The sequence below is a fragment of the Roseateles sp. GW821-FHT09H10 genome (genome assembly GCF_059415865.1).
On the sequence record NZ_JBWKOB010000005.1, the window covers coordinates 384,358 to 402,065 of the forward strand.

A 17,708-nucleotide genomic window follows, 5' to 3' on the forward strand; every position below is an offset into this window, starting at 1 on the left:
GCGCCGGCCGGCGCGAGTGGGCTTAACCCCTGCGCTTCTGGACGGCGGCGGCGAGCTCTCGCAGCAGCGGCTCGGTCTGGGCCCAGCCCAGGCAGGCATCGGTGATCGACACGCCCGGCTTGAGATCGGCCTTGGTCTGGCCTTCCGCCAAGTCCTGGCGGCCCGGCTGCAGATGGCTCTCGATCATGACGCCGGTGATGCGGGCGTCACCGCCCGCGATCTGACCCGCGACGTCGTGGCCGACGTCGACCTGGCGCTCGTACTTCTTGCTCGAATTGGCATGCGAGAAGTCGATCATGACCTGCTCGCGCAGGCCCGAAGTCTTCAGCGCATCGCAGGCCGCGTTCACCGAGGCCGCGTCGTAGTTGGGCGCCTTGCCGCCGCGCAGGATGACGTGGCAGTCCAGGTTGCCGCGGGTCTCGAAGATGGCCGCCGTGCCCATCTTGGTCATGCCCATGAAGGCATGGGCGCTGCTGGCGGCCAGCACGGCGTCGCTGGCGACCTTGATGCCGCCGTCGGTGCCGTTCTTGAAGCCGACCGGACAGCTCAGGCCCGAGGCCAGCTGGCGGTGGCTCTGGCTCTCGGTGGTGCGCGCGCCGATGGCGCCCCAGGCGATGAGGTCGGAGATGTATTGCGGCGACAGCAGGTCCAGGAACTCGGTGCCGGCCGGCAGGCCCAGGCCGTTGACGTCCAGCAGCAGCTGGCGGGCCAGGCGCAGGCCCTCGTTCATGTGGAAGCTGCCGTCCAGGCGCGGGTCGTTGATATAGCCCTTCCAGCCCACCGTCGTGCGCGGCTTCTCGAAATAGACGCGCATGACGATCAGCAGGTCGCGCTTCAACTCGTCGCGGGCCACCAAGAGCCGCCGGGCGTAGTCCATCGCCTGGTCGTGGTCGTGGATGGAGCAGGGACCGACGATGACCAGCAGGCGGTCGTCGCGGCCATGCAGCACGTCGCTGATCTCCTGGCGCGCGCGCTCCACCAGTTCCAGCGTCGCATCGGGGATGGCCAGCTCTTCCAGCAGCAGGGCCGGGCTGATCAGGGCGCGCACGGCGCCGATGCGGGTGTCGTCGGTGCGGGTGGTGTCGCGGGTCTCGTCGCGGGAGCCGACTTCGCGGTCGTGTTGGGGGTTGTCCAAAGGTTTCATGATGCGGGGCTCCTCACAGAGCCCGCGATTGTCACCGCTTGGCTGCCGCGAAGCACACCGCCAGCGCAGAGAGCCCAAAACCGGCCAGGGCCAGCGGCTCCAGGCGTTCGCCCAGCAGCACGAAACCCATCAGGGCCGACACGCCCGGGATCAGGAAGAAGAGGCGTGCCACCTGCCCGGCCTGGCCGCGGCGGATCATGATGAACATCAGGCTGAAGGCGCCGATGGAGTTGACCAGGCCCAGCCACAGCCAGGAGCCCAGCAGCTCGGGCGACCAGTCGATGGCGAATCCTTCGGTCGGCCACGCCACCGCGGCCACGGCCAGGGCCGACACCGCCATCTGCACGCCGGCGCCGCTGCGCAGGTCCATGTGGGCGCAGAAGCGCTTCTGGTACAGCGTGCCGGCGACCAGGCCGAGCAGGCCCAGGCCGGCCACGGCATAGGCCGTCCAGGCGCCGTTCAGCGGCTTGTCGGCGATGACCAGGCCCACGCCCACCAGACCGCCAGCCAAGGCCAGCATCTGGCGGCGGCCGACGCGCTCGGCCAGCCACAGATGGGCACCCAGGGCCGTGGCCAGCGGCATCAGGCCGATCAGCAGGCCGGCCACGCCGGCGCTCAGCCCCCATTGCAACGCGAAATAGATGCAGGAGAAGTGAAGCACCTGCATCAGCAGGCCGACGATGGCCAGGTGGCCCCAGCCGCGCGCCCGATGCGGCCAGGGGGCGCCGGTGGCCATGGCGACGGCCAGCAGCACGACGGCGGCGAGGCCGAAGCGCAGGGTCAGCAGCGTGAGCGGCCCGGTATGCGGCAGGGCCAGCTTGCCAGCCACATAGCCGCTGCTCCACAGCAGGATGAAGAGCAGCGGCAGGCTGGAGGCGGCGGCGGCGCTCAGCAGGCGGTCGAAGGCGCTGGGCCGGAAGGACCGGGCGGCGCAGGGCGACAAGGTGGTGGTGGACATGGCGGCGGCTCCTTGAAGAGACATGGCTGCACTCTAGAAATTAACGATTGAAGACACAATCCGTCATAAAGTCGTTTCAGGGTTTCCAAACGGAGCACAGTCACCATGGGCCGCCTCGAGGATCTGCAAGCCTTTGCCCGCGTTGTCGACGCGCGTGGCTTTTCGGGCGCGGCCCGCCTGCTGGGCACGACCAAATCGGCCGTCAGCAAGCAGGTGGTGCGGCTGGAGGACCAGCTGGGCACGCGGCTGTTGCATCGCACGACGCGCAGCGTCAGCCCGACGTCCGAGGGCCGCGCCGTCTATGAGCGCGCGCTGCGGCTGCTGGACGAATCGCTGGCGCTGGAAACCGAACTGGCCGGCCGCCGCGACGAGCCGCGCGGCGTGCTGCGGCTGTCGGTGTCCACGTCCTTCGGCAATCTGCAGTTCACGGCCCTGATGGCGGAGTTCTGTGCCCGCCACCCGCAGATCGACGTCGTGCTGGGGCTCAACGACCGCTATGTCGACCTCGCCGAGGAAGGTTTCGACGTCGTCTTGAGGCTGACCCACAAGCCCTCGGACGGCCTGGTGGCGAGGCGCCTGGCGGCCATCCGCTTCGTGCTCTGCGCGGCACCCGCCTATCTGCAGACCCACGGCGAGCCGCAGACCGTGGACGACATCGCCGGCCATCGATGCCTGCGCTTTGGCTATCTGCAGTCGCCCGACTGCTGGCGCTTCCGGCATGCCGAGCAAGGCGAAGCCGAGGTCGAGACCCGTGGCGCGCTGCGCTTCGAGAGCGGGCTGACGGCCAACAGCAGCGAGAGCCTGCGCGTCGCGGCCCTGGCCGGCCTGGGCCTGGCTGTGCTGCCGACCTATGCCGTGGGAGCTGACCTGCGCGCCGGCCGGCTCCGAGCCGTGCTGCCCGGCTGGCAGCCCATCGGCGGACTGGCCGATGCCGACACCCTCTATGCCGTCTACCTGCCCAGCCGCCACCCGGCGCCCAAGGTGCGCGCGCTGATCGACTTCATGCTGGAGAAGATGGGCGAGGTGCCGCCCTGGGACCGCCCGGACGGCGGCTGAGAGAATCGCGGGCTATGCCGCTGATCCCCTACGCCCTCGCCCGCCCCTTCCTCTTCGGCCTCGACGCCGAGCACGCCCATGAGCTGACGCTGGGCAGCATCGCCAGGCTGCAGAACACGCCCGCCCAGCTGGCGTGGTGCGGCGAGCGCATCAGCGACCCGGTGACGATCGCCGGCCTGCGCTTTCCCAACCGCATCGGCCTGGCCGCCGGCCTGGACAAGAACGGCCGCTGCATCGACGGCCTGGGTGCCATGGGCTTCGGCTTCATCGAGGTGGGCACGGTGACGCCCAAGGGCCAGCCCGGCAACGACAAGCCGCGCATGTTCCGCCTGCCCGAGGCCAAGGCGCTGATCAACCGCCTGGGCTTCAACAACGAGGGCCTGGCCAGCTTCATCGCCAACGTGAAGCGCGCCCACAGCTTCCGCAAGGCCGGCGGCATCCTGGGGCTCAACATCGGCAAGAACGCCGCCACGCCCATCGAGAACGCGGCCGACGACTATCTGCTCGGCCTGGAAGGCGTGCATCCGCATGCCGACTACATCACCGTCAACATCTCCAGCCCCAACACCAAGAACCTGCGCGCCCTGCAGAGCGACGAGGCCCTGGATGCCCTGCTCAGCGCCTTGCAGCAGCGCAAGCAGCAGCTCGACAGCCAGAGCGGCCGGCGCGTGCCGATGTTCGTCAAGATCGCGCCCGACCTGGAGGAAGACCAGGTCGCCGTCATCGCCCAGACGCTGAAGGCCAATGGCATCGACGGCGTCATCGCGACCAACACGACGATTGCCCGTGACAAGGTCCAGGGCCTGGCGCACGCCAACGAAATGGGCGGCCTGTCGGGCGCACCGGTCTTCGAGGCGAGCAACCGCGTCATCCGCCTGCTGCGTGCGGCCCTGCCGGCCGGCTATCCCATCATCGGCGTGGGCGGCGTCATGAGCGGCGCCGACGCGCGCGCCAAGGTCGAGGCGGGGGCCGATCTTGTGCAGATCTACACCGGCCTCATCTACAAGGGTCCGGCCCTGGCCAGCGAATGCGCGAGGGCCCTGGCCCAACGCTGAGATTTCAGATGCGCCTCGCCGCCCTCGCCCTCTGTACCGTGCTGCTCGCCGGCTGCGCGACGCCGGACCGCGACGCGCGGCTGCAGGCAGGCCAGAGCCGGGAAGCGGATGTGGTCGCGATCTACGGCCAGCCGGGGCGCGTCTGGCCCGAGGCTGACGGCGGCCGCACGCTGGAATATTCGACCCAGCCCATGGGCCGGCATGTCTACATGGTCCGCCTGGCAGCTGACGGCCGGCTGGCTGGCGTCGCGGACGGCCTCTCGCCCGCCGGCCGCGCCCGCATCCAGCCCGGCATGACGCCCGAACAGGTCAGCCGCCTGCTGGGCCGCGAGCGCACGCGCGTCTTCTTCCGCAACAGCGGCGAGGACGTCTGGGACTGGACCATCGAGCCCGACCAGGCCGGCTACGGCATGCGCTTCAATGTGCACTTCAAGGACGGTGTCGTCTTGCGCACCACGCAAAGCATGGTCTTCCCAAGCAGGCTCTTCCCAGGCTTTGACGACTAGGGCTGGTTCAGGCAGCGGGGGCCGTTGCTTTGAAGAGAAGCGCCCATGAAAAAGCCCTGGCGCCGTGAGGCGGCCAGGGCCGGGATGCCGTCCCCACTGCCAGCAAGCCCTCCTGGGCATGCTGGCAGCGGGGGCAGGATCAGTCGCGGCGACGGCGCGAGGCCAGGAAGCCGATGACGCCCAGACCGGCGCCCAGCAGGGCATAGGTCTCGGGTTCCGGCACCGGCGCCGTGGCCGAGGCAATCACGTACGAGGCATTGCCGACGGCACCGCCCAGCACGGAGTAGTAGTAGTTGCCGGCCGTCAGCGACACGGTGTTCGTGCCGCCGAAGGTCCAGGCGCCGATACCGACGTCGTCACCGCCGCCGATCACGCCGTCACCACCGGCGGAGTAGAGGCTGTAAGCCCCACCCACGACGGTGCCGAAGGACAGGACGCCGCTCGACACGCTGGCACTGCTGCCGAGCGAGAACGAGAAGGTGTCGAAGATCGCCCCGGTGACCGTGTTGCTGCCCAGTTCGAGCGGGTCATGGGCATTCCAGTTCCAAGACGCGGCTTGGCTGCTGAGTGCCGTTAGCGTCGCCACTGCGGCGACGATGGTTTTCAATTTCATTGCGTAGCTCCTGACTTGACGGTCAAGCACAACCGCCGGAATTCATTGTGCAGTGCAGCGAAGCCTCTCAGAGGCTTTGGATACCCTTCGGTTTAGGGAGGTCGCGGGGGCATCTTGTAGCAGGATGTAAACGATTCACCAGCGTCTGTCAGATGTGCACCAAGTCACGCCCGGGTGACACCATTGTCGAGCGCATGCACCTTATTCGGCCGTCAGGCGCGCCACCTTCTGCAGACCGTCGACAGCCTTGCCTTTTCGGGCACGCTTGCCGGCATGGGCCGCCAGGGACTGGTTCTTCAGCAACTCCTCGCGCGGCTTGCCGCCGCGGCCGCTGCCGTGGACCCGCAATTGGGTCGTGAAGCAGGCGACGGAGGCGATGCTGTCCTTGGCCTCCAGATCCATCAGCGTCAGGCCCTTGCCACCCTTGGGCTGGTGCTTGAGTTCCTCCAGCGGGAAGCTCAGCAGCCGCCCTTCGGCGCTCAGCACGCCCAGCTGGAGGGCGACCACGCCGTCAGGCACCACAGCCAGCAGGGGCGCTTCCCCCTCGTCCAGTGCCAGGAAGGTCTTGCCGGCCTTCTGGCGGCCGACCAGGTCGCCGATCTGGGCGATCAGGCCGTAACCCGTCGATCCGGCGAACACCAGGCGCTGGGCGGGCGCTCCCGCGACGTAGTGGGCGATCTGGCTGCCGGTCTCCAGCTCGATCATGGTCGTGATGGGCTGGCCGTCGCCCCGCCCGCCAGGCAGGGTCGACACCGGCACGGAATAGACCCGGCCATTGCTGCCCACGACGATCAGCGGGTCGACGCTGCGGCAGCGGAAGGCCCCCCACAGCGCATCACCGGCCTTGAAGGTCTGGGCAGCGACGTCCACCTCGTGGCCCTTCAGCGCCCTCACCCAGCCCTTCTGGCTGACGATGACGGTGACCGGCTCGTCAACGATCTTGACCTCGGCGACGACGCGCTTCTCGGCCTGGATCAGCGTGCGGCGGTCGTCGCCGTATTGCTTGGTGTCGGCCTCGATCTCCTTGATGACCGTGCGGCGCAGTGCGGCGGGCGAACCGAGGATGTCCTCCAGCTTGGCGCGCTCGTCACGCAGCTTGGACAGCTCCTGCTCGATCTTGATGGCCTCCAGGCGGGCCAGTTGGCGGAGGCGGATTTCAAGGATGTCTTCGGCCTGGCGGTCGCTGAGCTTGAAGTGCTCGATCAGCGCCGGCTTGGGCTCGTCCGACTCGCGGATGATGCGGATCACTTCCTCGATGTTCAGCAGCACCAGCTGCCGGCCTTCGAGCACATGGATGCGGTCGTTGACGTGGGCCAGGCGGTGCTCGGTGCGGCGGCGCACCGTCGTCTGGCGGAAGCCCACCCACTCGGTCAAGATCTCGCGCAGGCTCTTCTGCGTCGGCCGGCCGTCGGCGCCGATCATGGTCAGGTTGACCGAGGCGCTGCTTTCCAGGCTGGTGTGGGCCAGCAAGGCGTTGATGAGGTCCTGCTGCTCGACCGTGCGGCTCTTGGGCTCGAAGACGATGCGGACCGCCGCGTCCTTGCTGGACTCGTCGCGCACGCCGTCGAGCACCGCCAGCAGGCTGGCCTTGAGCTGCAGCTGGTCGGCGGTCAGCGTCTTCTTGCCCGCCTTGACCTTGGGGTTGGACAGCTCCTCGATCTCTTCCAGCACCTTCTGCGCGCTGGTGCCGTGGGGCAGCTCGGTGACGACGAGCTGCCACTGGCCGCGGGCCAGGTCCTCGATCTTCCAGCGCGCGCGCAGCTTGAGGCTGCCGCGGCCCGAGGTGTAGGCGGCGCGGATGTCTTCCGGTGCGCTGATGAGCTGGCCTCCACCGGGAAAGTCGGGGCCGGGCACCAACTCGAACAGCGCGTCGTCGGGCAGCTTGTCGTCCTTCAGCAGTGCAACAGCCGCGGCCGCCACTTCGCGCAGGTTGTGGCTGGGGATTTCGGTCGCCAGGCCCACGGCGATGCCACTGGCGCCATTCAGCAGCGCGAAAGGCAGGCGGGCCGGCAGCTCGACGGGTTCCTGCAGGCGGCCGTCGTAGTTGGCACGGAAGTCGACCGTGTCCTCGTCGATCTCGTCCAACAGCAGGCGAGCGATGGGGGCCAGGCGCGCTTCCGTGTAACGCATGGCTGCCGCGCCGTCGCCGTCGCGGCTGCCGAAGTTGCCGTGGCCGTCGATGAGCGGGTAGCGCAGCGAGAAGTCCTGGGCCATGCGCACCAGGGCGTCATAGACGGACTGGTCGCCATGCGGGTGGAAATCGCCCAGCACATCGCCCACCACCTTGGCGCCCTTGACGGGCTTGGCGCCGGAATTGCCGCTCCAGCCCAGGCCGAGCTGCTTCATCGCGTACAGGATGCGGCGCTGCACCGGCTTCTGGCCGTCAGCATAGGAGGGCAAGGCCCGACCCTTGACGACGCTGAGCGCGTATTCGAGATAGGCCTGCTGGGCGTAGGCCGCCAGCGTCAGCGCGTTGCTGTCATCGCCGCCACCGCCATCGGTGGGGCCGTTGAAGTCGATCGTGGTCTGGGAACTCATGGATGCAAGGTCAAGCGCTGCGCGCGGGCCGGCTGGCTCTGCTGCAGCAGGGCCCAGTACAGCTCGAGCACGAGCTGCACATGGGCCTGGGTTTCGTCGATATCGGGAACACGGTTGCCGGCGCGGCGCACGGCGCCCTCACCGGCATTCCAGGCCGCGAGTGCCGCGTCGATGCGGCCGAAGCGGCGCATCAGGTCGGCCAGCATGCGGGCGCCGGTGTGGATGTTGATGCGCGGCTCGATGAGCCTCGCGGCGTCGGCCGGCGTCGCGTAGCGGCTGGCCGTCTCGGGGGTGATCTGCATCAGCCCGGTGGCGCCCCGCGGCGACACGGCATTGCGCTGGTAGCCGGACTCGACGGCGATGATGGCCTTCAGCAGATCGGCGTCCACGCCATGCTGGGCCGCGGCCTCGCGCAGCCAGGGCTGCACGGCCTTCACCTCCGGCGCGATGTCCAGCCAGTTCAGCAGGGCCAAGCCGGCGTCGGTCTTGCCCGGCACGCGCTGCATGCCGACGCTGCCCAGCACGGGCTTGTAGCGCTCATCCAGCTGGCGTGGCGCGAAATGGGCAATGCCGGCCGCGTCGACATAGCCCCACAGCTCGGCATGGGCCGGCAGCGCAAGAGCTAACAGCAGCCAGACGAGCTTGGTCATGCCGCCTCCAGCCCGAGGGCCACGCGGGCCTGGTACTCGCGGTCCAGCAGGGACATGACGATCAGCGAGTCATAGCCGTCGGCGCCGTCTGTCGTCACGCGCACGCTCTCGCGCAGCCGGCCTTCCTCGACAAAGCCTTCGCTTTGATAGAGCTTGAAGGCGCGCGTGTTCAGCCCCTTCACGTCCAGCCAGAAGCGGTGGGACTTGAACTGGGTGAAAGCCATGGCCTTGAGCAGGCGCACCGCGGCCCGCCCCAGGCCGCGGCCCTTGGGCTGCAGCACCAGGCGCTTCAATTCGACCGAGCCATTCGGGTTGCGGCAGCCCTGCAGGATGACAAAGCCGATGCGCTCCAGGGCATCGCCCTCTTCCAGAATGAAGTGGCGCGAGTCCGGAAAGCGGATAGCGCCTTCGTGCTGCGTGCGGTCCCAGGGCGTGATGAAGGGCAGGTTGGCGCCGTCGCGCTCCAGCGAGACGACCCAGTCCAGGTCGGACAGCATGGTGGGGCGCAGGCGCAGGCTCATGCGTCCTCAAACCCGCTCAGCACGGCAACGACATTGCGGCCGATGGCCTCGGTCGCATAGCCGCCTTCCTGGATGAAGAGGGTCGGCGCGCCAAAGGCGGCCAGACGCTGCCCCATGCGGCGGAACTCGGGCTCGTCCAGCTTGAAGTGGGAGATGGGGTCGCCGCCATAGGTGTCCACGCCCAGCGACACGATGAGCAGTTCGGGCCGGTAGGCCGTCAGCTGGGCAAGCGACTGCTCCAGCGCCGCGAACCAGTCCTCGTTGGCCACGCCCACCGGCAGCGGGAAATTGGCATTGAAGCCCACGCCCTCGCCTGCCCCGGTCTCGTCGGCATGGCCGAGGAAGAAGGGGAATTCGGTGCGCGGGTCGCCATGGACGCTGGCGTAGAAGACGTCGGCGCGGTCGTAGAAGATGGCCTGGGTGCCGTTGCCGTGGTGGTAGTCCACGTCCAGGATGGCGACGCGCTTCAGGCCTGCGTCGCGTGCCGCTTGCGCCGCCACGGCGGCGTTGTTGATGAAGCAGTAGCCGCCGAAGAAATCGGCGCCGGCATGGTGGCCCGGTGGACGCGTCAGCACATAGGCCGAGCGCTGGCCGCCCAGCACGAGATCCAGCGCCGTCAGCGAAGCCTGGGCGCCCGCATAGGCGGCGGCCCAGCTGCCGGACGTCAGCGGTGTGCCGCTGTCCATGGAATACAGGCCCATGCGGGCGGCGAAGCTCGCCGGCTCGACGTCACTGCGCAGCGAGCGCACGGGCCAGACGGCCGGGAAGGCATCACCCTCCCCGCCCGTGGCCAGCCATTCGGCATGCGCACCCTGGATGAAATTCAGGTAGCGCGCAGCATGCACGCGCTCCAGCGGCGCACGGCCATGGTCGACCGGCGCGATCACCTCGCCCAGCCCAGCGCCCTGCAGTGCCTGCAGGATGTAGTCGGCTCGCGCCGGGATCTCGAACGCCGGCACCAGACGGCCGCGGAAGAACTCATGCGACGCCGCATGGGCCGCGTGTCCGGCGTTGTAGACCGTCTGCATATCAGTTGCCCATTCCGCGTTCGCCGGGGTATTCCGGGCCGAGCGCTGGGCCGCTCCCGAGCCGGCCCGCTTGGGCGATGTGCTTGCGGCTCGATGCCGCAAGCATCGCCGTCCCCTCGGGGGACCGGTCAGACGCACCGCGTTCAGCGGCGTGCGGCTGGACGAGGGGCCTCATACATCCACCTCGATGCTGTCGCCGTGCAGCTCCATCAGCTCGCGGCGCGAGGCGGCCTCGCCCTTGCCCATCAGCTTGTTGAAGGCGTCCACCGTGGCGGCGAAATCGAGCTGGCCGTACTCGACGCGCGACAGGCGGCGCGTCTCGGGGTTCAGCGTCGTGTCCCAGAGCTGCTCGGCGCTCATCTCGCCCAGGCCCTTGAAGCGGCTGATGCTCCAGCTGCCTTCACGGGCGCCTTCCTTGCGCAGCTTGTCCAGGGTCGCGGTCAGTTCGCCCTCGTCCAGCGCATAGAGCTTGGCAGCCGGCTTCTTGCCCCGGGCCGGCGCATCGACGCGGTAAAGCGGCGGGCGAGCCACGTAGACATGGCCGGTCTCGACCAGCTTGGGGAAGTGGCGGAAGAAGAGCGTCAGCAGCAGCACCTGGATGTGGGAGCCGTCGACGTCGGCGTCCGACAGGATGCAGACCTTGCCGTAACGCAGGCCGGACAGGTCGGGGCTGTCATTGGGGCCGTGTGGGTCCACGCCCAGGGCCACCGAGATGTCGTGGATCTCGTTGTTCTTGAACAGCAGGTCGCGCTCGACCTCCCAGGCATTCAGCACCTTGCCGCGCAGCGGCAGGATGGCTTGCGTCTCCTTGTCGCGGCCCATCTTGGCGCTGCCGCCGGCGGAGTCGCCCTCGACGAGGAAAACCTCGTTCAGCGACAGGTCGCGGCTTTCGCAGTCGGTCAGCTTGCCCGGCAGCACGGCCACGCCCGAGCCCTTGCGCTTCTCGACCTTCTGGCCGGCGCGCTGGCGGGTCTGGGCCTGCTTGATGACGAGCTCGGCCAGCTTCTTGCCGTGCTCGACATGGTGGTTGAGCCACAGCTCGAAGGCCGGCTTCACATAGGCCGACACCAGGCGCAGCGCGTCGCGCGAGTTCAGCCTCTCCTTGGTCTGGCCCTGGAACTGCGGATCCAGCACCTTGGCGCTCAACACGAAGCTGGCGCGCGAGAACACGTCGTCGGGCATCAGCTTGACGCCCTTGGGCAGCAGCGAATGCATCTCGATGAAGCCCTTGACGGCGCCGAACAGGCCGTCCTTGAGGCCGGACTCGTGCGTGCCGCCGGCCACAGTCGGGATCAGGTTCACATAGCTTTCGCGCAGCGGTGCACCGTCTTCGGTGAAGGCGACGCACCAGGAAGCGCCCTCGCCTTCCGCGAAGTTCTCGCTCTCGCCGGCGGTGGCGAAACCCTCGCCCTCGAAGGCCGGGATGATGGGATCAGCCGTCAGGGCCTGGGACAGGTAGTCGCGCAGGCCGGCCTTGTACTGCCAGGTCGTGACCTCGTTGGTCTTCTCGATCTTCAGCGTGACGATGACGCCCGGCATCAGCACGGCCTTGGAGCGCAGCAGGTGCACCAGCTCATGCCGGGGCAGCTCGGCGCTCTCGAAATACTTGGCCTCGGGCCAGACGCGCACGGTCGTGCCCTGCTTGCGGTCGCCGCTGGCGGCCGGGCGGGTGACGACCTGCTGGACGACGTCGCCATGCTCGAAAGCGATGCCGGCCACCTGCTTGTCGCGCCAGACGGCCACTTCCAGGCGCTTGGCCAGGGCATTGGTGACGGACACGCCGACGCCGTGCAGGCCGCCCGAGAAGCTGTAGGCGCCGCCCGAGCCCTTGTCGAACTTGCCGCCGGCGTGCAGGCGGGTGAAGACGATCTCGACCACGGGCACGCCCTCTTCCGGGTGCAGGCCGAAGGGAATGCCACGGCCGTCGTCGGCCACGGAGACGGAGCCGTCGACGTGCAGTGTCAGGTCGATGCGCTTGCCGAAACCGGCCAGCGCCTCGTCGGCGGCGTTGTCGATGACTTCCTGGATGCAGTGCAGCGGGTTGTCGGTGCGGGTGTACATGCCCGGCCGTTGCTTGACGGGCTCCAGGCCCTTCAGAACACGGATGGAGGCTTCGCCATACTCGGCGGTTTTGGTGGCAGGAGTGACGGGGGGACGGCTCGACATAGGGGCGGGATTCTAAGAAGTAGGATTCGCGGCCCTCGAAACCCGAGTTCTGCCGCTTGAGATTCCTGATCGTTTGCTTGGCGCTTGCCTGTAGTTTTTCACAGGCCCAGACCACGCCGCCTCCGCAGCAGCCCTACCAGGCCAGCGCCCCGCTGTCCTGGGAGCTGAAGAACGCCCGCTGGTTCGACGGCCGCCAGATCCAGCGCGGCAATCTCTATGTCGCGGACGGCGTTTTCGTCGCCAAGAAGCCGGCCCAGGTCAACCGCAAGATGGACCTGCGCGGCCAGCAGGTCCTCATCCCGCCACTGGCCGAGGCCCACAACCACAACCTGCAGACGGCCTGGGGCTGGGGCCAGTACGCCGACAAATACATCGACGAGGGCGTGTTCTACGCCGCCATGCTCTGCGGCGACCCGGCCGGCGTGGCCGAGGTCAAACCCCTCGCCGCCACGCCCGCCGCGCCCGACGTCAGCTTCGTGACCGCCTGCATCACCTCGCCCGACGGCTATCCGCTGGCCGCCGTGCTGCCCGAGCCCAGTGCCGAGGCGGCGGCGGCGCAGAACCAGATCGTGCTGGTCGACAGCCCCGAGCAGGCGCGCAGCGCCTGGCCGGCCATCAAGGCGCGCGGCGGCAGCTGGCTGCGCATCGTGCTGGCCCACAGTGAAAGGCCCGAACTGCGCCAGCAGCCAGCCCTGTTCGGCCATCTGGGACTGAGGCCCGACGCGGCCAGCGAGCTGACGCGCCTGGCCCATGCCGACGGCCGGCGCGTCGTCGCGCATGTCGAGACGGCCGCCGATTTCAACGCGGCCCTGGCCGCCGGCGTCGACGCCATCGCCCACCTGCCCGGCTATGCCAACACGCTGGACGAGGCGCCCGAGCACTTCGCCATCACCGAAGCGGCCGCGGCCCTGGCGGCCCGCCAGCACACCGCCGTCATCACGACCACGGCGGCCACCGCCCTGTTCAAGCTGGAGCCGGCGGCGCTGGCCGCGATGCGCGAGGTGCAGCGCGCCAACCTGGCCCGGCTGCAGGCGGCCGGCGTGGCCCTGCTGGTCGGCTCCGACGTCTTCATCGGCACGGCCCGGGCCGAACTGCATGCGCTGGAGGACCTCGGGCTGGACCGTGCCACGCTGCTGCGCCTGGCGACCCAGGACACGCCGCGCGCCCTGTTCCCCAGGCGCCGGCTGGGCTGCTTCGAGCCGGGCTGCGAAGCCAGCTTCCTGGTGCTGGGCGGCGACCCGCTGGCGGACCTCGCCCAGGTCGACATGCCGCTGCTGCGCGTCAAGCAGGGCCGGCTGCTGACCCGGCTGGCGGAGGTGGCAGCTTCCAGTTCGCAGGCCAGCGCGTCGACGGCCGATGCGCCCCGCAAGGCCTCGGCCAAGAAGAAGGCGGGCGCCGCGAAGTCCAAGCCCCAAACCAAGGCACCCAGCAAGGCCAAGCGGCGCTGATTACAGTCGCCGCATGAACACCGCCCGCCCCGCCTCCACTGGACTGTCCGTCCAGCAAGTGCTGCTCTGCGGCGCCATGATCGTCACGTTGTCCATGGGCATCCGCCATGGCTTCGGCTTCTGGCTGCAGCCCATCATCACGGAGCGGGGCTGGACGCGGGAGACCTTCTCCTTCGCCATGGCCGTGCAGAACCTGGCCTGGGGCGCCGCCGGGCCCATCGCCGGCATGCTGGCCGACCGCTTTGGCGCCTGGAAGGTGCTGGTCATGGGCGGCGTGACCTATGCCATTGGCCTGCTGCTGATGGCCGTGACCAGCCATCCGCTGAGCTTCACCCTCGGCGCCGGCGTGCTGATCGGCATCGCCCAGTCGGGTTCGACCTATGCCGTCATCTACGGCGTGCTGGGCCGCACCGTGTCGCCGGAGAAGCGCTCCTGGGCCTTCGGCGTCGCGGCGGCTGCCGGCTCCTTCGGCCAGTTCGTCATGATCCCGATCGAGACCTGGCTGATCAGCCACCTCGGCTGGCAGACCGCCCTGTATCTGCTGGCCGGTGCGGCCCTGCTCATCGTGCCGCTGGCCCTGGGCGTTCGCGAGCGCAGCGTGGCGGCCTTCAGCGGCGCCCACCAGAGCATCGGTCAGGCCTTGCGCGAGGCCTTCGGCTATCGCAGCTTCCAGCTGCTGATGCTGGGCTATTTCGTCTGCGGCTTCCAGGTCGTCTTCATCGGCGTGCACCTGCCCAGCTACCTCAAGGACCATGGCCTGGGTATCGGCGTGTCGACAGGCGCCCTGATGCTGATCGGCCTGTTCAACATCTTCGGCACCTATGCAGCCGGCATGCTGGGCCAGCGCTTTCCCAAGCGCTATCTGCTGTCGGCCATCTATGGCCTGCGTGCCGTCGCCATCGTCATCTTCATCTCGGTGCCGCTGACGCCGATGAGCGTCTATGTCTTCGCCGCCGTCATCGGCTTCCTGTGGCTGTCCACGGTGCCGCCGACCAATGCCGTCGTCGCGCAGATCTTCGGCGCACAGCACCTGTCCATGCTGGGCGGCTTCGTCTTCTTCAGCCACCAGATCGGCAGCTTCCTGGGCGTCTGGCTGGGCGGCAAGCTCTACGACGCCACCGGCAGCTATGACGTCGTCTGGTGGCTGGCCATCGCGCTGGGCATCATGGCCATGCTGGCCAATCTGCCGGTGCGCGAGGCGCCCATTGCGAGAGGAGCGCAGCCGGCATGAAGCTGCGCCGCTGGCTCTGGCCGACGCTGGCCGTCGCCGTGCTAGCGGCCACGGTGCTGGCCTACCGCCATCCGGCCGTCATGGTCCAGCTCAGCGAGCAGATCTGGGCCTGTTTCGGATGAACGGCACGCCGTCGGCCTGGTTGCAGCGCTTTGCGCCCACGCCGCCCGGCACGGCGCTGGACGTGGCCTGCGGCTCGGGCCGCAATCTGCGCTGGTTGGTGGACACCGGCTGGCAGGTCACCGGCGTGGACCGTGACACCGCCGCCACGGCGCCTCTGCAAAGCCTTGCAAAGATCGTCGGTGCCGACGTCGAAAACGGTCCATGGCCAATGCCGCAGCAACAGTTCGACCTGGTCGTCGTCTGCAACTACCTGTGGCGGCCGCTGTTCGACACCATCAAGGCAGCCGTCAAGCCCGGCGGATGGCTGATCTGGGAAACCTTTGCCGACGGCCAGCAGACCATCGGCCGGCCGTCTCGGCCCGACTTCCTGCTGCAGCGGGGCGAGTTGCTGCGCGTTTTCGGCGACTGGCGCATCGTGGCTTACGAAGACCTGTTCGAAGAGGGCGTCAACCCACGCTTTGTCCAGCGCGTTGCCGCGATCCGGCCGCCGTCGGCAGCCTAAAATCGCAAGATTCCTCCAGACATTCCCACCATGAAGCCCATTCTTGGCAGCATCGTCGCCCTCGTCACCCCGATGAACGAGGATGGCAGCATCGACTACCCCGCCCTGCGCCGCCTGATCGACTGGCATGTCGAGTCCGGCACCGCCTGCGTCGGCGTCGTCGGCACGACCGGTGAGTCGCCCACCGTCAGCATGGAAGAGAACCGCGAAATCATCCGTGTCGCGGTCGAGCATGCCAAGGGCCGCATCCCCATCCTGGCCGGCACCGGCGCCAATTCGACGGCCGAGGCCATCGAGCTGAGCCGCTACGCCAAGGAAGTGGGCGCCGATTGCACGCTGTCCGTCGTGCCCTACTACAACAAGCCCTCGCAGGAAGGCATCTACCAGCACTTCAAGGCGATTGCCGAGGCCGTGGACATCCCCATGATGCTCTACAACGTGCCGGGCCGTACCGTCGCCGATATGGCGCCCGAGACGACGCTGCGCTGCGCCGGCCTGCCCGGCGTTTTCGGCATCAAGGAGGCCACCGGCAACATCGAGCGCGCCGCCTTCCTGATCAAGCACGCGCCCCAGGGCTTCCATGTCTATTCGGGCGATGACGGCACCGCCGTCGCGCTGATGCTGCTGGGCGGCCATGGCAATGTCAGCGTGACGGCCAACGTCGCGCCGCGCGAGATGGCCGAGATGTGCCGCCTGGCCATCGAAGGCAACGCCGCCGAGGCCCGCAAGGTCCATTTCAAGCTGCTCGGCCTGCACAAGCAGCTGTTCTGCGAACCCAGCCCCGGTCCGGCCAAGTGGGCCCTGTCCCGCCTGGGCCGCTGCGGTGGCGCATTGCGCCTGCCGATCACCCCGCTGACGGCCGCCGGCCAGGCCAGCGTCGGTCAGGCCATGGTCGAAGCCGGATTGCTCTGAAGGCTCTGGTCTAATGCGCGGCTGCGCCGGCCATGCCCGGCGTTCTAGTTCCCCGGAGATTTCCAGCGTGATGTCTGTTTCCTCGCTCCGCCCCACGGCGACCCGTCTGGCCTGCACGGCCTTTGTCCTGTCGCTTGCCGGTTGCAGCACCATCGACAGCCTCTTCTCGACGGACAAGGTCGACTACCGCGCGGCCTCGCGCCAGACCCAGGGCCTGGACATTCCGCCCGACCTGACCCAGCTCGCCAAGGACAACCGCGCCCAGGTGCAGGGTGGCTCCATCACGGCCTCGGCCCTGTCGGCCGCCAAGCCGTCGACTGCGACCAACGCCCAGTCCCTGGTGGCAGGCAGCGTCGCGGCCGGCACCGCGGGCGATGTGCGCCTGGAGCGCAGCGGCACCGACCGCTGGCTGCACACCTCGGCCACGCCCGAGCAGCTCTGGCCGCAGATCCGCACCTTCTGGCAGGAACGCGGCCTGGAGGTCCTCAAGGAGCAGCCCGAGATCGGCACCATGGAGACCAACTGGGGCGAGAACCGCGCCAAGCTGCCGCAGGACTTCATCCGCTCCACCATCGGCAAGGTCTTTGACGGCCTGTATTCCACCGGTGAGCGCGACATGTACCGCACCCGCGTCGAGCGCAGCGCCACGGGCACCGACATCTTCATCAGCCACCGCGGCATGCAGGAGGTCTACACCTCCCAGGGCCGCGAGTCGACCGCCTGGCAGAACCGCCCGGCCGACCCCTATCTCGAAGCCGAGATGCTGTCGCGCCTGATGCTGAAGCTGGGCGGCAAGGAAGACGAGGCCAAGACCATCGTCGCCGAAGCCGGCAAGCCCGCGCCGGCCGCCACGCCGAGCACGCTCAAGGTCGGTGGCGAGACCCAGACCGCCCGCCGTCCGCTGTCGGAAGTGCCGGAAAGCCTGAGCGTCAACGACGGCTTCGACCGCGCCTGGCGCCGTGTCGGCCTGTCGCTGGACCGCCATGGCTTCACCATCGAGGACCGCGACCGCGCCGCCGGCCTGTTCTATCTGCGCTATGCCGACCCCGAGCAGGCCGGCAAGGACGAGCCCAACTTCTTCCAGCGCCTCTTCGGCGCCAAGTCCTCGACGCCGGTGCGCTATCGCGTCTCCGTCAAGGCCGATGGCGTCAAGAGCGTGGTGCGCATCCTGGACGACCGCGGCCAGGCCATCTCGGACGACAACGCCAAGCGCATCCTGTCGCTGCTGATGGACGATCTGAAGTAAAGATCGCTCCC

At 68.6% G+C, this 17,708-nt stretch carries 17 protein-coding genes; 9 read left to right on the forward strand and 8 right to left on the reverse strand.

Going from position 1 to position 17,708, the window contains the following annotated elements; all coding sequences use genetic code 11:
• Positions 1-22: 22 nt before the first annotated feature.
• Entirely contained in the window at positions 23-1,144 is a 1,122-nt protein-coding gene (locus AC07OY_RS22955) for a 3-deoxy-7-phosphoheptulonate synthase (RefSeq protein WP_495044891.1), read from the reverse strand.
• Positions 1,145-1,175: 31 nt separating this feature from the next.
• Positions 1,176-2,102 carry a DMT family transporter gene (locus tag AC07OY_RS22960; RefSeq protein ID WP_495044892.1) on the reverse strand — a complete coding sequence of 309 codons (927 nt, stop codon included), beginning with the start codon at positions 2,100-2,102 and terminating at the stop codon, positions 1,176-1,178.
• A gap of 105 nt (positions 2,103-2,207) precedes the next feature.
• On the opposite strand from AC07OY_RS22960, the gene AC07OY_RS22965 reads away from it, so the two are divergent.
• The 3 genes from AC07OY_RS22965 to AC07OY_RS22975 are packed head-to-tail and all read left to right on the forward strand — an operon-like array spanning position 2,208 to position 4,719.
• A complete protein-coding gene (locus AC07OY_RS22965) occupies positions 2,208-3,158 on the forward strand; it encodes a LysR family transcriptional regulator (protein WP_495044893.1) in 951 nt (316 codons plus the stop codon).
• A 14-nt stretch (positions 3,159-3,172) separates the two neighbouring features.
• Entirely contained in the window at positions 3,173-4,213 is a 1,041-nt protein-coding gene (locus AC07OY_RS22970; protein ID WP_495044894.1) for a quinone-dependent dihydroorotate dehydrogenase, read from the forward strand.
• Between the two features lie 8 nt (positions 4,214-4,221).
• Positions 4,222-4,719, forward strand: coding sequence for an outer membrane protein assembly factor BamE (locus AC07OY_RS22975; RefSeq protein ID WP_495044895.1), 498 nt, complete (start codon positions 4,222-4,224; stop codon positions 4,717-4,719).
• A gap of 139 nt (positions 4,720-4,858) precedes the next feature.
• Here AC07OY_RS22975 and AC07OY_RS22980 read toward each other — a convergent pair whose 3' ends face one another.
• From AC07OY_RS22980 to AC07OY_RS23005, 6 genes are all read right to left on the reverse strand, one after another.
• A complete protein-coding gene (locus AC07OY_RS22980; protein WP_495044896.1) occupies positions 4,859-5,332 on the reverse strand; it encodes an FxDxF family PEP-CTERM protein in 474 nt (157 codons plus the stop codon).
• A 201-nt stretch (positions 5,333-5,533) separates the two neighbouring features.
• Positions 5,534-7,870 carry a DNA topoisomerase IV subunit A gene (parC, locus tag AC07OY_RS22985; RefSeq protein WP_495044897.1) on the reverse strand — a complete coding sequence of 779 codons (2,337 nt, stop codon included), beginning with the start codon at positions 7,868-7,870 and terminating at the stop codon, positions 5,534-5,536.
• The gene (locus AC07OY_RS22990; RefSeq protein WP_495044898.1) at positions 7,867-8,520 is read right to left on the reverse strand and encodes a lytic transglycosylase domain-containing protein; all 654 of its coding nucleotides are present in this window, start codon (positions 8,518-8,520) and stop codon (positions 7,867-7,869) included. Before AC07OY_RS22990 ends, parC begins: the two co-directional genes overlap by 4 nt.
• Positions 8,517-9,041: a GNAT family N-acetyltransferase gene (locus AC07OY_RS22995; RefSeq protein WP_495044899.1), complete on the reverse strand. Its 525-nt coding sequence runs from the start codon at positions 9,039-9,041 to the stop codon at positions 8,517-8,519. The genes AC07OY_RS22990 and AC07OY_RS22995 overlap by 4 nt, the downstream gene beginning before the upstream one ends.
• Positions 9,038-10,069, reverse strand: coding sequence for a histone deacetylase family protein (locus tag AC07OY_RS23000; protein WP_495044900.1), 1,032 nt, complete (start codon positions 10,067-10,069; stop codon positions 9,038-9,040). The genes AC07OY_RS22995 and AC07OY_RS23000 overlap by 4 nt, the downstream gene beginning before the upstream one ends.
• 171 nt (positions 10,070-10,240) lie before the next feature.
• On the reverse strand, positions 10,241-12,235 hold the full coding sequence (locus AC07OY_RS23005; protein ID WP_495044901.1) for a DNA topoisomerase IV subunit B: 1,995 nt from the start codon (positions 12,233-12,235) through the stop codon (positions 10,241-10,243).
• 77 nt (positions 12,236-12,312) lie between these two features.
• Between AC07OY_RS23005 and AC07OY_RS23010 the strand changes: the two genes are divergently transcribed.
• The 6 genes from AC07OY_RS23010 to bamC all read left to right on the forward strand — a co-directional run bounded on the left by AC07OY_RS23010 (position 12,313) and on the right by bamC (position 17,697).
• Positions 12,313-13,683, forward strand: a complete 1,371-nt coding sequence (locus AC07OY_RS23010) for an amidohydrolase family protein (protein WP_495044902.1) — start codon at positions 12,313-12,315, stop codon at positions 13,681-13,683.
• A 13-nt stretch (positions 13,684-13,696) separates the two neighbouring features.
• A complete protein-coding gene (locus AC07OY_RS23015) occupies positions 13,697-14,914 on the forward strand; it encodes an MFS transporter (protein ID WP_495044903.1) in 1,218 nt (405 codons plus the stop codon).
• Positions 14,911-15,036, forward strand: a complete 126-nt coding sequence (locus tag AC07OY_RS23020) for a hypothetical protein (RefSeq protein ID WP_495044904.1) — start codon at positions 14,911-14,913, stop codon at positions 15,034-15,036. The genes AC07OY_RS23015 and AC07OY_RS23020 overlap by 4 nt, the downstream gene beginning before the upstream one ends.
• Complete coding sequence (locus tag AC07OY_RS23025; RefSeq protein ID WP_495044905.1) at positions 15,033-15,539, forward strand: class I SAM-dependent methyltransferase; 507 nt, start codon at positions 15,033-15,035, stop codon at positions 15,537-15,539. The genes AC07OY_RS23020 and AC07OY_RS23025 overlap by 4 nt, the downstream gene beginning before the upstream one ends.
• 30 nt (positions 15,540-15,569) lie before the next feature.
• Complete coding sequence (gene dapA, locus AC07OY_RS23030; RefSeq protein ID WP_495044906.1) at positions 15,570-16,451, forward strand: 4-hydroxy-tetrahydrodipicolinate synthase; 882 nt, start codon at positions 15,570-15,572, stop codon at positions 16,449-16,451.
• Positions 16,452-16,521: 70 nt separating this feature from the next.
• Positions 16,522-17,697, forward strand: a complete 1,176-nt coding sequence (gene bamC / locus AC07OY_RS23035; protein WP_495044907.1) for an NlpB/DapX family lipoprotein — start codon at positions 16,522-16,524, stop codon at positions 17,695-17,697.
• Positions 17,698-17,708 lie beyond the last annotated feature (11 nt).

Bases quoted from the DNA above. Each gene is read 5' to 3' on its own strand.
- AC07OY_RS22990 (WP_495044898.1), bottom strand. From the start codon at position 8,520: ATGACCAAGCTCGTCTGGCTGCTGTTAGCTCTTGCGCTGCCGGCCCAT.
- AC07OY_RS23020 (WP_495044904.1), top strand. From the start codon at position 14,911: ATGAAGCTGCGCCGCTGGCTCTGGCCGACGCTGGCCGTCGCCGTGCTA.
- AC07OY_RS22970 (WP_495044894.1), top strand. From the start codon at position 3,173: ATGCCGCTGATCCCCTACGCCCTCGCCCGCCCCTTCCTCTTCGGCCTC.
- AC07OY_RS23005 (WP_495044901.1), bottom strand. From the start codon at position 12,235: ATGTCGAGCCGTCCCCCCGTCACTCCTGCCACCAAAACCGCCGAGTAT.
- AC07OY_RS22955 (WP_495044891.1), bottom strand. From the start codon at position 1,144: ATGAAACCTTTGGACAACCCCCAACACGACCGCGAAGTCGGCTCCCGC.
- AC07OY_RS22980 (WP_495044896.1), bottom strand. From the start codon at position 5,332: ATGAAATTGAAAACCATCGTCGCCGCAGTGGCGACGCTAACGGCACTC.
- parC (WP_495044897.1), bottom strand. From the start codon at position 7,870: ATGAGTTCCCAGACCACGATCGACTTCAACGGCCCCACCGATGGCGGT.
- AC07OY_RS23000 (WP_495044900.1), bottom strand. From the start codon at position 10,069: ATGCAGACGGTCTACAACGCCGGACACGCGGCCCATGCGGCGTCGCAT.
- dapA (WP_495044906.1), top strand. From the start codon at position 15,570: ATGAAGCCCATTCTTGGCAGCATCGTCGCCCTCGTCACCCCGATGAAC.
- AC07OY_RS22960 (WP_495044892.1), bottom strand. From the start codon at position 2,102: ATGTCCACCACCACCTTGTCGCCCTGCGCCGCCCGGTCCTTCCGGCCC.
- bamC (WP_495044907.1), top strand. From the start codon at position 16,522: ATGTCTGTTTCCTCGCTCCGCCCCACGGCGACCCGTCTGGCCTGCACG.
- AC07OY_RS22965 (WP_495044893.1), top strand. From the start codon at position 2,208: ATGGGCCGCCTCGAGGATCTGCAAGCCTTTGCCCGCGTTGTCGACGCG.
- AC07OY_RS22975 (WP_495044895.1), top strand. From the start codon at position 4,222: ATGCGCCTCGCCGCCCTCGCCCTCTGTACCGTGCTGCTCGCCGGCTGC.
- AC07OY_RS23025 (WP_495044905.1), top strand. From the start codon at position 15,033: ATGAACGGCACGCCGTCGGCCTGGTTGCAGCGCTTTGCGCCCACGCCG.
- AC07OY_RS23015 (WP_495044903.1), top strand. From the start codon at position 13,697: ATGAACACCGCCCGCCCCGCCTCCACTGGACTGTCCGTCCAGCAAGTG.
- AC07OY_RS22995 (WP_495044899.1), bottom strand. From the start codon at position 9,041: ATGAGCCTGCGCCTGCGCCCCACCATGCTGTCCGACCTGGACTGGGTC.